Consider the following 14,453-nt stretch of genomic DNA (forward strand, 5'->3'; position numbering starts at 1 on the left):
AGTTTTTCGACTCGCACTTTCCCGGGAAAGTGCGGTCATGAAGGGGTGACCTCGCGCGCCTCGGCGCTCAGCGCCTCGAGTACGGCGGCCACCGCGGGGCGGGCCGAAGCACCGACTCTGAGGACCGCCTCGACGAGCCGCGCCGCGCGGATCCCGGCCAGGGGTCTGCGCAGCAGGCGGCGCTGCCCCGCCGTGTCCATCGTGTAGCGGGGCAGGAGCGCTATACCGTGGCCGTCGGCCACCAGTGCTTCGATGATCCGGAAGTCGTTGATCCGGTGCACGACCTGCGGCCGGACACCGGTGCGAGTGGCCAGCGAACGCAGCACATCGTCCACCGGGAAGCCGACATCGACGCCGATCCAGCGTTCGCCTGCGAGTTCCGTGAGGTCGACACGTTCACGGTCACCGAGCGGGTGACCTGGTGGCAGCGCGACATCCAGCGGCTCGCGCAGCAACCGCACGACCTCCAGCCGCTCCGAATCGAACGGCTCGGCGTGTTCGTCGCGGTGGGTGACCACGACGTCGAAGTCGGCGACCAGTCCGGGCACCTCGGGAGGAGTCATGTCGACATCGCGCACCTCGACGTCGAGGCGGTCGTGCTCAGCGATCCGGCGTAGCAGACCGGGCAGAAGCATGAGCGCCGCCGAAGGGAACACCGCCACTCGCACCCGCCCCCGCGGCACGCTGCGGTAGGTGTCGAGTTCGGACTCCGCCCGTTGCAGGGCAGCGAGCACGTCGTCGGCCCTGGTGACGAGCGCCCTCCCGGCGTCGGTGAGGCGGAGGCCACGCCCCGCCGGTTCGGTGAGCGGCAGCCCGACCTCCGCCTGCAACGCACGTAACTGCTGGGACACCGCCGACGGCGTGCAGTGCAGGGCGCGTGCGGCGGCGATCACACTTCCGCGATCGGCGAACTCCCGCAACGTCCGCAACCTGCCGATATCCACGGTATCCAGTGTATGTGAAGGCAAACTGCACGGTGAATGCAAATAATCTCGCTGGTCCTTCACGAAAATCTCGGCGAACCTGGCACCATGCCCACCCGTCGCCCGACCACCGCCCCCCAAGGAGTGCTGCGCACCCATGCTGGTTCGTGATCGCCTGCTTGCCGTGTTCGTCGCGGTGCTCTGGGGCTGCAATTTTCTCGCCATCCACGCCACCATCGAGCACTTCCCGCCGCTGTTCGCCGGGTCGCTGCGCTTCCTGATCATCGCGATTCCCACCGTGCTGCTGGTGCCCTGGCCGAAGGTCAAGCTGCGGTGGCTGATCGGCTACGGACTCGGCTTCGGAACGCTGCAGTTCGCGTTCCTGTTCGTCGGCATGGACATCGGCATGCCGACCGGTCTGGCCTCGCTGGTACTACAGGCGTCGGCCCCGTTCACCGTGCTGCTCGGCGCGGTACTCCTGCGCGAGAAGGTGTCGCCGAGGCAGTTCATCGGGATCACCCTCGCCGTCGGCGGGATGGCGGCAATCGCCTGGCACCGCGCGGAGTACGCCGCGCTGCTGCCGGTGGTGCTGACCCTGCTCGGCGCGCTGAGCTGGGCACTGGGAAACCTCTGCGCAAGGCAGGCGCAGCCGCGGAACCCGCTGCACCTCACCCTGTGGATGTCGGTGGTGCCGCCGCTGCCGATGTTCGCGCTGTCCCTCGCGTTCGAAGGACCGGGCGAACAGTGGGCCGCGCTTTCGACGCTGAACAGCACCGGGGGACTGACCGCCCTCGGCGGACTCGCCTACATCGTGCTGTTCGGCACGGTCGTGGGCTCGGGCATCTGGACCACACTCATGCGCCGTAACCCGGCCGGGGTGGTGGCACCGTTCTCGCTGCTCGTGCCGGTGGTCGGGATGTCGCTCGCGTTCCTGCTGCTCGACGAGCGGCCTGCCGTCCTGGAAATCGTGGCGGGCCTCGTCGTCGTGACCGGGGTACTACTCGGTTCCCTGCGCCGCCGCGCTCGCACTTTCCCGGGAAAGCGCGAGCCGGAGGACGAGCCCGAGCGGCGCTTCGACGGGAAAGTGCCGGTCTGAGCTCCTCATTCGAGAGCGGCGAGAGCCGCACCGACCGGGACGTCGCCACTGTGCACGTCGAACCCGCGGTTCTCGGTCAGCGGCTCGTCCAGTACTCCCACGACGACCGCGGCGACGTCTGCCCTGCACACCCGCCCGGCTTCCAGGTGCCCGGCGATCTTCACCCGGCCTGTCGCCTGGTGGTCGGTAAGTGTGCCGGGACGGACGACGGTCCAGTTGAGGCTCGATCGGCGCAGGATGCTGTCCGAGATCTGCTTCGCCAGCAGAATCGAGCGCACCAGCCGGTCGCCCTGGTCGGGTGAGTCGGCAAACTGTGCCGACAGCTGCACATACCGTTGAACGCCTGCCTTCTCGGCGGCCCGAATGGCACTGATCGCGCCGTCGCGATCCACCAGGTTCACCGAGGCCGGATCCGGATCACCCGCGCCGGCTGCGTTGATCACCACCTGGCTGCCGTCGAACGCCTGCACCAGCTCCTCGGGGTCCGCGGCGACGTCGGCGATCACCGGCAACGCGCCGAGCCGGACCGCCTCCTCACCGCGCTGCCTGCTGCGCACCCCGGCGCGTACGGAGTAGTCCATGGCGCGCAGCAACCGGACGATATGCATCCCGGTGCGGCCGCTCGAGCCCAATACGGTGACCTGCATCCCCTGATCCTGCCCCGTTTCGCGCCAACGCGCAGCGAAACGGGGCAGCAGAACCCGCGCCCGGACCCGCACGCCCGCAGGCAGCTACTCGTCGGCCAGCTCCTTCGGGTCGCCGACGTGCACCCCGTCGGGGCGTACCACGACACCGTGCAGATGACAGGCCACGTTCCGGCCCGCGACCTGCTGCACACCGGGTTCGGGTCCAGGTCCGAACCGGACGGTCACGCCACGATCCTCCACCTCGACGTCGGTGACCGCCGAGAACACGTTCGCAGGCAGTTCCGGGCCGACCGAGCGCAGCCACTCGGCGACCTCCTCGGGAGCACTCGCGGGAAACCGCGCGGAAGTCGTCGCGATCTCGGCGCTACCGGGCTTGCCGAGCAGGTCCAACTCCCTGTCCGCCGTGTCCTGGTCCACTGTGGTCCAACGTTCCTCGATCGCATCGATGAGGTCCTGGCCCTGCCAACCGCAGACGTTGAACGCGTCCGGGCAGCGTGGATGGAACCGGCATCCCGCGGGTGGCCGAGAGGCATCCGGGATCTCGCCGCGCGGCAGCGTCTTCACCCGGTCGCGTCTGCGCGTGTCGGGCAGCGGGATCGCCGAGAGCAGCGAGCGGGTGTACGGGTGCTTCGGGTCGTCGAACAGCAGGTCCGACGGTCCCTGCTCGACGAACTCACCGAGGTACAGGATGCCGATCTGGTCGCACAGGAACCGGGCTGTCGCCAGGTCGTGGGTAATGAACAGGTAGGTCAGGTTGAAGTCGCGTTGCAGTTCGAGCATCAGCTCGAGGACCCGCGCCCGCACACTCATGTCGAGCGCTGCCACCGGCTCGTCCGCGACCACAAACTTCGGCTCGGTGATCAGGGTACGGGCGATCACCAGCCGCTGCTTCTGCCCACCGGAGAGGTCCTCCGGGTAGCGGTCGAGAAAGCTCTCCGCCGGATGCAGCCCGACCCGCTCCAGCATCTCGATGACCTTCTTGCGCGCCTCGGCGCGCGTGCTGACCATCTCGTGGATCCACAGTGGATGGCCCACTCCCTGGCCGATGGTCATCGCCGGGTTCATCGAGGCGTTCGGATCCTGAAAGATCAGGCCGAGCTCGCGGCGCAACGGGCGCATCTCCCGCTCGCGCAATGGCATCAGGTCGCGGCCGTCGTAGCGCACCTCGCCCGATGTGGGTTCCACGAGCTTGAGAATCGAACGGCCCAGCGTGCTCTTGCCGGAGCCGCTCTCCCCGACCAACCCGAACACCTCGCCGGGCCACACGTCGAAGCTGACGCCGTCAACGGCCTTGACCACGCTCTCGCCACCGCGGCCGAACAGCTTGCCGCCCTTGACGAAGTGGGTTTTCAGGTCACGCACGGACAGCAGCGGCTCACCGCGGCCGCTGTCCACAGTGGCGCCGGCCTCGGGCTCGTCCTGGCTCATCAGACTCCCGTCTCCTGTGGGTTGCCCGCCGGCGCGCGCACGCCCTCCGGCACCGGTGCGCCCGCTCCCGGGTAGAGGTAGCAGGCGGCACGCTGCTCCGGATTGGTCTCGGTCAGCTGAGGCTCAGCGTCGGTGCAGTGCTCCATCACGTACGGGCACCGCGAAGCGAAGCGGCATCCTGGCGGTGGATCGATCAGATTGGGCGGGTAACCGTCGATGGACTGCAGCTCGGTGGTCTCCAGGGAGATGGTGGATGCCAACAGCCCACGCGTGTAGGGATGCTTGGGGTCGTTGAAGATCTCGTCCACCGGTCCGATCTCGACGATCTTGCCCGCGTACATCACCGCGACCCGGTCGCAGGTCTCCGCCACGAGGCCGAGGTTGTGAGTCACCAGCAGCAGACCGATCTGCTCCTCGGAACGCAACCGGCCGAAGAGGTCCAGGATCTGTGACTCGACGATCACGTCCAGCGCCGTCGTCGGCTCGTCGGCCACGATCACCCGCGGCTCGAGCACGATGGACAGCGCGATCATGGCGCGCTGCCGCATCCCACCGGAGAACTCGTGCGGATAGGACTCCACCCGCGTTGGCGGGATACCCATCTGGGAAAGCGCGGTGCGAGCGCGTGCGAGGGCCTCGGCCCTCGACACCCCGGGCTGGTGGGTGCGGATCATCTCGATGAAGTGGTCGCTGATCTTCATCAGCGGGTTCAGCCGCGTCATCGGCTCCTGGAAGACGAGCCCGAGGTCCTCACCGCGCTTCTTGCGGACCCTCGACTCGGACATGCCGACCATGTCCTCGCCCGCCACCTCGACCTTGCCCCGCACGACACCACCCGGCGGCATCAGCCGCATCAACGCCCTGCCTAGCGATGTCTTTCCGCAGCCGGACTCACCGACCAGGCCCAGGCTCTCACCGGGATAGACGTCGAAGTCGACGCCGTCGACCGCCCACAACGGACCGTCCGGCGTTCGGTACCCGACCCGCAGATCGCGCACCGACACCGATGGTCGCCATCGCTCCAGCCCGGTGTCCGCCGCGCCAGCGACCGCGTTGGCGGCACCGTCGTGAGCGGACATGTCCTCGCGAGGAGCCGGCTCGATCTTCGGCCCGGTCTTACCCCTGCTGCGCAGCAGCGGGTTGATCACGTCGTTGAGGCCCTCGCCCAGCAGGGTCAGTGCCGTCACCAGGATCACGATGGCGAGCCCTGGCCACAGCGCCGTCCACCAGACACCCGCGGGCACGTCGGTGATGGCGCGGGAGATGTCGTAACCCCACTCCGCCGTGGGTGGCGGAACGCCGTAGCCGAGGAACCCGAGTGAAGCCAGCACCAGGATCGAGTCCGCGGCGTTGAGTGTCAGGATCACCGGCACGGTCTGCACCACGTTGAAGAACACGTAGCGCCCGAGGACAGTGCGTTCCTTCGCGCCCATCGACCGTGCGGCCTCGACGAACGGTTCCTGCTTCACCGAGAGCGTGTGGTTACGGACCACCCGGAAGTACTGCGGGATATAGACGATGCCCACGGCGGCAGCAGCGGGAACCACGCCCGGGCTGATGATCGCGGACAGCGCGAAGCCAACGATGATTGCCAGGATCAGCGGCGGGAACGCGTACACCGAATCCATCACGGTCACCAGCACGCGGTCGATCGGGCCACCCCGGTAGCCGCTGAGCAGCCCGAGAGTCACGCCGACGATCATCGCGATCGACACCGCGAGTGCCATCACCGTGAACGCGAGGCTGGCACCGTCGATGATTCTGGCGAGCACGTCGAACTGGTCGCGCGTGGTGCCGAGTGGATGCTCGCCGGACGGCGGCTGCAATGCCTCGATGGGTTCGAACTCGCCGGGCGCCACCTCGACGCGGTACTGGGTACCGCCGAACTCGTAGATCAGCGGGCCGATGAACGCGGCGAGCAGGAAAAGCACCACGACGCCGAGGCCGCTGAAGATCAGCACCCTCGACACCCGGCTGGCCCGCCGGAACGGCATCCACGCGTGCGCGAGCCGGGCAGCTACACCAGTCTTCGTCTCACCGGTCTCCGGATCACGGCGGACCGGGCCGACGGCGTCCACATTCTCTGTACTCATGCGGGCAACCTCCTCAGTACCGCACTCGTGGGTCGACCAGCCCAGTGACGACGTCGATAAGCAACGAAACTCCCACGATCACCAGTGCGATGAAGGTGACGATGCCCTGCACCGCCGCGTAGTCGCGCTGAGCGATGAAGTCGACCAGTGCCTGCGCCAGCCCCGGCCAGTTGAACGTTCGCTCGGTCAGGACCGCATTGCCGAGCAGCAGTGCGAACTGCAGTCCCATGATGGTCACGATCGGGATGAGCGCGGTCTTGAACCCGTACCGGTAGAGCACGTTGCGCTCGCGCAATCCTCTCGCCCGCGCCGCCTCCACGTAATCCGAGCGCAGGGTCTGCATCATGTTGACCCGCACCAGCCGGATGAAGATTCCGCCGACGAGCAGGCCGAGGGTGACCGCGGGCAGGATCAGGTGCTCGAGCGTGCTCTGCAGGGCGGCCATATCGCCGGTGATGATCGAGTCAAGCACGTAGAACCCGGTGATCGACTCCGGCGCGTCGAAGCCTCCTGCTCGCCCGCTGCTCGGCAGCCAGCCCAGCTTGACCGCGAAGAACAGTTGCGCGAGCAGCCCGGTCCAGAACACCGGGGCGGCGTAGATGACGATGCCGAACAGGCGCCCGCCGATGTCGAACGGGGTGTCGCGGAGACGCCCGGAGAGGCCGCCCACCAGGATGCCGACCGTCACCGCCACGAGCATTCCCGCCAGCGCCAGCTCCATGGTGGCCGGCGCGGTTTCCACCACGATCTCGACCACGCCGCGCGGGTCGGTGACCGGAGTACCGAAGTCGCCGGTCAGCACACCGCCCATGTATTCGAAATACTGCACGATCAACGGGTCGTTGAGACCCATCGCGTTCTGCGCCGCCTCGATCTGCGCCGGCGTCGCCCGCCCACCGAGGGTGGCCGTTACCGGGTCGCCGGGAATCGCGCGCAACAGCAAGAAAACCAGAGTGAGCAGAATCAGCACCATCGGAATGGCGAGGAGCAGCCGAACAACAATGTAACGGCCCAACGAACCAGGTTTCACGCCTGCCAAGACCTTCCTTTGTGAGGCGCCAGACCGGGACGGACCTCGGCGGCCGTGCAGGCCGCCGAGACCGTCCCGATATGCGTTATTCCACCCTGTCCACTACTGCTTCGACAGCAGGTTGAAGCGGAACACCTGGGAAGCGTCCATCGTCTCCTCCAGGCCCTGGATGTTGTTCCTCGCAAAGGCGAACGGCGTTTGGACGTACAGCGGAACGATCGGCGCGTCCTCGGCCGCCAGCTGCTGGATCTCCTTGAACGTTTCCATTCGCTGCGGTGAGTCCGAGCTGTCCGCGGTCTGCTCCTGGGCGATCAGCTCGTCCATCTTCGGGTTGTCGTAGTTCTGCGTGTAACCCTTGGAGTCGTAGAACGGCTGGATGTAGTTGTCCGGGTCGAGGAAGTCCGGGTACCAGCCCAGCAGGTACGTCGGGTACGGGCTGGTGGCGGCTGGGGCGTTGTTGTCGGAGTACTGCGCCCACTCGGCGTTCTGCACGTTCACCTTGAACATGCCGCTCTCCTCCAGCATCCGGCCGATCTCCTGGGCCAGAGCGGTCTCGGTGTCACCGTAGTGCCCGCTCGACTCGTGCCAGAGGTCGATGGAGACTGGCTCGTCCAGGAAGTCGCTGGCGTTCTTGCCCTCGTAGAAGTCCTTGAACGCGGGCACGTTGGCATCCTCGAACAGCGGCGGGACCATCGAGTACAACGGCTCCGCGCCACCCGCGAGCACGTTGTCGACCAGACGCTGCCGGTCGATCGTGGCGGCGATCGCCTGCCGGACACTCTTTTCGCTGATCACCTTGTTCTTCGGATCGATGTTGAACACCATGTACCGGATCGAGGCGCCCTTGCCCTCGACGGTCTTGATGTCCTCGCTGTTCTGCAGACTCTCCCGCTGTTCCGGAGTGAGCTCGCGGAAGGCCACGTCAATGTCGCCGGACTGCAGAGCCGCCTGCATCTGGGAACTCTCGGCGAAGAACCTGACCAGCACCTGGTCGTTCTTCGATGGCTCGCCGAAGTAGTCCGCGAACTTGCTGAGTTCGATCGACTCGTTCTGCCGGAACTCCTCGAGTGTGTACGGGCCGGCGGCGATCAGTTCCTGGTTGAGGAAGGAGTCCTTCTCCTCCTGCGGCGCGTCCTCCGGCAGGGGCCCCTCTGGGGACTTGAAGGCACCGTCCGAGGGGACGATGGTCGCCACGTTGTAGGCCAGCTTCGCACCGAAGGTGATGTCGGGCTCCGCCAGTGTGATCACCACGGTCTGCGGGTCGGGGGTCTCGATGCTATCGATGCCGCCCAGCAGGAAGCTGGCGCCGTCCGGGTGGGCGATCCACCTGGCGCGGTTGAGCGAGAACTTCACGTCCTCACTGGTCAGGTCCGAACCGTCGTGGAACTTGACGCCCTGCCGCAGCTTGAACGTGTATGTCTTTTCGTCCTCGCTGATCTCCGGCTCGGCCGCTGCCAGGTCCGGGCTCGGATCCGTCTCGCCTGGCTTGTAGCTGACCAGCGTCGCGCCGACGTTGTCAATGATCGTGCCGCACATGTAGCTGTAGCACTCGGCAGGGTCGAGCGAGGGCACGTCGTCGTTGGTGCCGATGATGATGCCACCACCACCGCCGTCACCACCGCCGCCTTGGCCGCCGTCACCACCGCAGGCACTCAGCACCATGGTGATGGCCGCCGTGCCGGCGATTCCCGCCCGTCGCAGCCGGCTTGGCCGCGATGCGCGGATCGTTCGCGTACTGGTCATTACACACCTCGGTTGTGTCCGGATTCCGTGCGATGGGACACACCCTAGATCAGCTACCGTCGCCACCAACCGCGAAGCGGGTCACGATCCGGAAACCAACAGAGAGTGAACAGGGTGAATTTTTGTCACCCGAATGGACACCACTAAGAGCGGACCCTCAAAGCCGGGTCGCTTCGACGCCGAACCAGCTGACCTCAAAGGCCTGCCAGCGCGTCAGATCTACCTGTTGAGCAGCGGCTTCCCGGACTTCTGAGCGCACGAGCCACGGGTAGCCGAACCGGACCGACGACTCGGTACACGTGCAACAAGAAGGGGTACACGGAGGCGCGGTCAGTGGATACGCTCGCCAAGATTGGAAATTTTTGAATACTTAGAGTGACAAGTTGGCCTGAATGGCGGGGTTCATTGCTCCATTCGGTGGCCAGAAGCTGCCTGCGTGATCCCGTCTCTCGCCTCCGAGCCGGAACACGAGACAGCAGCGCATGGGACGGACCTCGATACGGAGATCCGACTTACCGCAGTCCGTCGGGCACGACCGTGTCAGGGAATGTCAGAGAACCTTGTCTGCACGGGTGCAGGTCGCGTCGACGGTGAACCAGCCTCGCTCGAACTCCTGCCACGCGCGCAGTTCGGCCCTGGTCTGCTCGCCGTCGCGCGCGACACTTCTCGCCAAGCGTTCTGCCGGTTCAGGGCCACTGAGCCAGCACAAGTAGGACAGCAGTGGGCGGATGGAAGCACGTCCGGCCGACACACCTTCCAGGACCAGAACCGCAGGCGGGTGCACCGTGACCCACGCACCGAGCACGGGAACGCCGCTGCTCCAGTCCATCCGGCGGTACCGCCCAGGACGCCCCGCCGCGATCTCGTCCAACACGCCCTCGGCAAGGCGTGGCCACCAGCCCACCGGGTCGTCCCAGGTGGCGAAGTCGTCCGTGGGAACGAGAGCAGCGCTGACGCCGGCCCCGCGCAGCCCGGCGCAGACCGCTCCGGCCAGGGTGGACTTACCCGAGCCGGATGGGCCGTCGATGGCGAGCAGGCGAGTGGCGCCGAGCCGGGGCGGTGCCGCGAGTACGGCACGAACGACCGCGGTGGTGTCCGGATCCAGCAGATCCACCACCACGGCCGCCGTCAGAGTGTGCGGCGTCCGGACAGGGCCCGGCCGAGGGTGAGTTCGTCGGCGAACTCGAGGTCGCCACCCATCGGCAGACCGGAGGCCAATCGGGTGACGGTGAGTCCTGGGAAGTCACGCAGCATGCGCACGAGATAGGTCGCGGTGGCCTCGCCCTCGGTGTTCGGGTCGGTCGCGATGATCACCTCGGTGACCTCCTCCGCGCCGATCCTGGTCAGCAGCTGACGCATGCGTAGCTGGTCCGGGCCGATGCCCGACAACGGGTCGAGTGAGCCTCCGAGCACGTGATAGCGCCCGCGGAACTCGCGGGTGCGTTCCACGGCGAGGACGTCCTTTGGCTCCTCGACCACGCAGATGAGGCCAGGGTCCCGGCGCAGGTCCCGGCAGATGCGGCACTGGACCTGCTCGGAGACGTTGCCGCAGATCTCGCAGAACTGCACGCCTTCCTTGACCTTGCCGAGGATCTCCTGCAGGCGGGAGATGTCCGCCGGTTCGGTGGCCAGCAGATGGAAGGCGATGCGCTGGGCGCTTTTCGGACCGACGCCGGGCAAGCGCCCGAGTTCGTCGATGAGGTCCTGGACTACTCCTTCGTACAAGTCAGTGCCTGTCTGAGAACTCGGGTCCGCGATCGAGTCGCCAGGGCTCTGACGCCCAGCGACTTTCCAGTCCTGTTGCTCGACGCCCTGCCGCCTCGATAGCGGGACTGCGTCAGCCGAGTTTCACTAATCACCACGACCTCGTAATCCACCGTTCCCAGACGCCGTTCAGTGACCGGGCAGACCGAGGCTGCCGCCGAGGCCGCCGAGATCCGGCATTCCGCCGCCACCGCCGAGCCCGCCCGCGAGTGGTCCCAGCTTCTCCTCGGTGAGCTTCTGCGCGGTCGCCATTCCGTCGCGGACCGCGGCGACGACGAGATCCGCGAGCGTTTCGGTGTCCTCGGGGTCGACGACCTTGGGGTCGATCGTGAGGTCCTTCAGCTCCATGCCGCCGGACACTGTCGCGGTGACCAGCCCACCGCCCGCTGTGCCGGTCACCTCGGTCTCGGCGAGTTCCTGCTGCGCCGTGACCAGCTGTTCCTGCATCTTCTGGGCCTGCTGCAGAATCTGCTGCATGTCGGGCATTCCGCCGCCGGGTTGCACCATGATGTCGGCTTCCGATCGTTGACTCGCCAGTACTGTCTTCAGCGTAGTCGTACCGGTGGCACAGTGTTCACCGTGCGGGGTCGTGTCGTTGTGCTGGCGGTTCTCGGGTCGGCCCTGCTCGCGGGTTGCGGCCCCGGCGATACCGAGGCCCCGGCCGTCACCACTGGCTCCGCGATCGCGAGCAGCCAGTCCTCGGCCCCTCCGGCGCCGCGCACGTCCGTGCCGGAGCCCGTGCCGGTGGTCGTGCTGGATCCAGGGCACAACGGTGGCAACGCGGCAGCACCCGGCGAGGTGAACCGGAAGGTTCCGGCTGGCCGGGGCAGGACGAAGGCCTGCAACACCACCGGAACCGCCACCGACGCCGGATTCGCTGAGCACGCGTTCAATTTCGACGTCGCGAATCGCGTGAGCGACATTCTCACCGCGCAAGGCGTGCGCGTGATCTTCACCCGTGAGGACAACACCGGCGTGGGGCCGTGTGTCGACGAACGGGCGCGGATCGGCAACGACAGCGGGGCCGACGCCGTCGTCTCCATCCACGCCGACGGTGCCACGACCCCCGGCGCACGGGGCTTTCATATCGCCCACTCCGCGCCCGCGCTCAATGAAGCGCAGGGAGCGCCGGCCCAGGAGCTGGCCCGCGAACTGCGAGCCGATTTGCTGGCAGCGGATTTCCCGCTGTCGACGTATATCGGTGAGGGTGGCCTTTCCCCGCGCGACGACCTCGCCGGGATGAACCTGTCGACGCGGCCCTCGGTGCTCCTCGAATGTGGCAACATGCGCAACCCTGCCGAGGCCGCGATGATGTCCACTCCGGACGGACGGCAACGCTATGCGGACGCGATCGCAGCGGGGATCGCGTCCTATCTGGACCTTTGACCCGACGCGAAAGTCAGGGTTGGCAGCGGAAAAAGCCCTTGGTGATCTTGCTTGGGGGTACTTGCAAACGCTCCAACCCGGGTGCGGGAGGGGTCATTCCAGGGGGCGGGCTCCGAGGTGCTCCGAGAGCAGTTTGTGGGCTACCTCGTCCGGGTCGTCCGGTGTGGCGGCGGCGGGGACGGCGTCCGCCGGTGCGGGGCCCGCATCGTCGATCGGCTCGTCCTCGTCCTCGGGTTCCGGCGGCAGCGGGATGTCCGGCTCCGACTGCACCGGCGCAGGCCGTTGCGGCTGTTGCGGCTGCTGCGGGGCCGCCGCCGCGGACGGCCGGGCGTACGCGCGCTGTACCTGTTGTTGCTGCTGGCGCGGCGTTTCCTGCTGCGCTGGCTCCCCCGCCTGGCCCGGCCGCTGCGGTTGCTGGACACCGCGTGCTGGGGCGGCGGACTGACGGGCCCGCCCGCCGGCCGCCTGACCCGCCCCGCCGTGCACGCACTGCACATGCCAGCTTCCGCCGAGGACGTCGTGCAGTGCCGTGGCGATCTTCTCGGAGTTGTGCTGCTCGGCCAGCCGCCGGGCGAGCGGAGCAGCGCTGTGGGTCAGCACGACGGTGGAACCCTCGACGCTCTGCACGGTGGCCTGGGTGAGCATCGCCTCGGTGCTGCGGCCACCGGGAATCTTGCGGATGGCGGCGAGCAGCTCCGGCCATACCCGCCGCACGGCTGTGGCGTCGAGTGCTCCCGAGCCATCGGCACCGGGTTCGGCCGACGCCTCCGGCTGGGCCTCGGGCTGCGCCTGGCTTGGCGCGGGTGCGCCCGGTTCGGCGGCCGGAGGCTCCTCGCGCGCTGGCTGCTGGCCCGCGGGAGCCTGGCCCGCGGCGGCCTGCTCTGCCGGACGCTGGGAAGGTCGCTGGAAACGTGCGTCCGCCTGCCCCTCGGCCGCGGCGGGCGAGGCCTGCGCGGGAGCGGCCGGCGCCTGCCGCGATGGCGTGGGTGCCACCGGCGCTGCGGGTGTCGTGGGCGCCGGAGCCGGTGGCGCACTACTCGCGGCCGCGGTGGCCCTGCGCTCAAGACGTTCGAGTCGCTGCAGCAGCGCTTCCTCGCTGTCTGCGGCCGAAGGCAGCAGCATGCGGGCGCAGAGCAACTCCAGCAGCAGCCGGGGCGCGGTCGCTCCACGCATCTCCAGCAGGCCGTTGTGCACGATCTCCGCGTATCGGGACAAAGTGGCAGGACCGATGCGCTCGGCCTGGGCGACCATACGGTTGAGTTCGTCCTCGGGAGCGGCGACCATGCCGAGTCGCGCGGCGTCGGGCACGGCCCGCAACAGCACGAGGTCACGCAGCCGGTCGAGCAGGTCAGAGGCGAAACGGCGGGGGTCGTGCCCGGCCTCGGTCAGCTTCTCGACGGTGCCGAAAACGGCGCTGGCGTCGTCGGCGGAGAGGCCGTCCACCATGTCGTCGATCAGTGCGACATCGGTGACGCCGAGCAGGGAAACCGCACGGTCGTAGGTGACGCCTTCGGGCCCCGCGCCTGCCAGGAGCTGGTCGAGGACGGACTGGGTGTCTCGCGCCGAACCGCCGCCCGCCCTGACCACGAGCGGGAACACGGCGGGCTCGACCGGGATGCCCTCGGCCGCGACGTTGCGCTCCAGCAACTCCCGCATCGAGCTCGGCGGAATCAGCCGGAACGGATAGTGGTGGGTCCGCGAGCGGATCGTGGTGAGCACCTTGTCCGGCTCGGTGGTGGCGAAGATGAAGATCAGGTGTTCCGGCGGCTCTTCCACGATCTTGAGCAGGGCGTTGAAGCCCTGCGTGGTGACCATATGCGCCTCATCGATGATGAACACCCGGTAGCGGGACTCCGCGGGTGCGTAGAAGGCGCGGTCGCGCAGTTCGCGGGCATCGTCCACACCGCCGTGGCTGGCCGCGTCCAACTCCGTGACGTCGACACTGCCGGGGCCCTCCGGCGCGAGCGCGACGCAGGAGTTGCACACACCACAGGGGTCCGGCGTCGGCCCTTCCACACAGTTCAGCGAACGCGCCATGATTCGCGCGCTGGACGTCTTGCCACACCCGCGCGGCCCGGAGAACAGGTACGCGTGGTTGATTCGTCCGGATGCCAGTGCGGTGCGCAGGGGCTCGGTGACGTGCTCCTGGCCCACGACCTCGGCGAAGGTAGCCGGACGGTACTTGCGGTACAGCGCTAATGCCACGGGGCGAGACTACCGGCCGTCCCCGACACTGCCGGAGTACCCCAATGCCACATTGGGGACGTTGGAGTTCCCCAATGCCACATTGGGGACGTCTAAGTTCCCGAATGCCACATTGGGGAACTTCGGAAGGGCGGGAGG

12 protein-coding genes are annotated in these 14,453 nt (G+C 67.7%); 2 read left to right on the forward strand and 10 right to left on the reverse strand.

The annotated features are described in order from the left end of the window. Positions 1 to 35: 35 nt before the first annotated feature. On the reverse strand, positions 36 to 944 hold the full coding sequence (locus D0C15_RS28445) for a LysR family transcriptional regulator (RefSeq protein WP_116051202.1): 909 nt from the start codon (positions 942 to 944) through the stop codon (positions 36 to 38). 136 nt (positions 945 to 1,080) lie between these two features. Here D0C15_RS28445 and D0C15_RS28450 point away from each other — a divergent pair, with 136 nt between their 5' ends. Then, entirely contained in the window at positions 1,081 to 2,019 is a 939-nt protein-coding gene (locus D0C15_RS28450) for an EamA family transporter (RefSeq protein ID WP_116051203.1), read from the forward strand. Positions 2,020 to 2,024: 5 nt separating this feature from the next. Here D0C15_RS28450 and D0C15_RS28455 read toward each other — a convergent pair whose 3' ends face one another. The 8 genes from D0C15_RS28455 to D0C15_RS28490 form a co-directional block, all read right to left on the reverse strand. After that, the gene (locus tag D0C15_RS28455) at positions 2,025 to 2,666 is read right to left on the reverse strand and encodes an NAD(P)H-binding protein (RefSeq protein ID WP_116051204.1); all 642 of its coding nucleotides are present in this window, start codon (positions 2,664 to 2,666) and stop codon (positions 2,025 to 2,027) included. Between the two features lie 84 nt (positions 2,667 to 2,750). Next, positions 2,751 to 4,094, reverse strand: coding sequence for an ABC transporter ATP-binding protein (locus D0C15_RS28460; protein WP_116051205.1), 1,344 nt, complete (start codon positions 4,092 to 4,094; stop codon positions 2,751 to 2,753). Further along, positions 4,094 to 6,187, reverse strand: coding sequence for a dipeptide/oligopeptide/nickel ABC transporter permease/ATP-binding protein (locus tag D0C15_RS28465; RefSeq protein WP_116051206.1), 2,094 nt, complete (start codon positions 6,185 to 6,187; stop codon positions 4,094 to 4,096). Before D0C15_RS28465 ends, D0C15_RS28460 begins: the two co-directional genes overlap by 1 nt. Before the next feature lie 13 nt (positions 6,188 to 6,200). Continuing rightward, positions 6,201 to 7,202 carry an ABC transporter permease gene (locus D0C15_RS28470; protein WP_211323354.1) on the reverse strand — a complete coding sequence of 334 codons (1,002 nt, stop codon included), beginning with the start codon at positions 7,200 to 7,202 and terminating at the stop codon, positions 6,201 to 6,203. A gap of 117 nt (positions 7,203 to 7,319) precedes the next feature. Continuing rightward, positions 7,320 to 8,960 carry an ABC transporter substrate-binding protein gene (locus D0C15_RS28475; RefSeq protein ID WP_116051207.1) on the reverse strand — a complete coding sequence of 547 codons (1,641 nt, stop codon included), beginning with the start codon at positions 8,958 to 8,960 and terminating at the stop codon, positions 7,320 to 7,322. Between the two features lie 550 nt (positions 8,961 to 9,510). After that, positions 9,511 to 10,077, reverse strand: a complete 567-nt coding sequence (locus tag D0C15_RS28480; protein ID WP_245976342.1) for a uridine kinase family protein — start codon at positions 10,075 to 10,077, stop codon at positions 9,511 to 9,513. 11 nt (positions 10,078 to 10,088) lie between these two features. Further along, positions 10,089 to 10,685: a recombination mediator RecR gene (gene recR, locus D0C15_RS28485; protein WP_116051208.1), complete on the reverse strand. Its 597-nt coding sequence runs from the start codon at positions 10,683 to 10,685 to the stop codon at positions 10,089 to 10,091. Positions 10,686 to 10,853: 168 nt separating this feature from the next. Continuing rightward, complete coding sequence (locus D0C15_RS28490) at positions 10,854 to 11,231, reverse strand: YbaB/EbfC family nucleoid-associated protein (protein ID WP_116051209.1); 378 nt, start codon at positions 11,229 to 11,231, stop codon at positions 10,854 to 10,856. 72 nt (positions 11,232 to 11,303) lie between these two features. On the opposite strand from D0C15_RS28490, the gene D0C15_RS28495 reads away from it, so the two are divergent. After that, complete coding sequence (locus D0C15_RS28495) at positions 11,304 to 12,110, forward strand: N-acetylmuramoyl-L-alanine amidase (RefSeq protein ID WP_425455438.1); 807 nt, start codon at positions 11,304 to 11,306, stop codon at positions 12,108 to 12,110. A gap of 93 nt (positions 12,111 to 12,203) precedes the next feature. On the opposite strand, the gene D0C15_RS28500 is transcribed toward D0C15_RS28495, so the two are convergent. Further along, positions 12,204 to 14,315, reverse strand: coding sequence for a DNA polymerase III subunit gamma and tau (locus tag D0C15_RS28500; RefSeq protein WP_116051210.1), 2,112 nt, complete (start codon positions 14,313 to 14,315; stop codon positions 12,204 to 12,206). Between the last annotated feature and the right edge of the window lie 138 nt (positions 14,316 to 14,453).

Origin of the sequence: Amycolatopsis palatopharyngis (assembly GCF_003385185.1) — a bacterium.
Lineage (GTDB): Bacteria > Actinomycetota > Actinomycetes > Mycobacteriales > Pseudonocardiaceae > Amycolatopsis > Amycolatopsis palatopharyngis.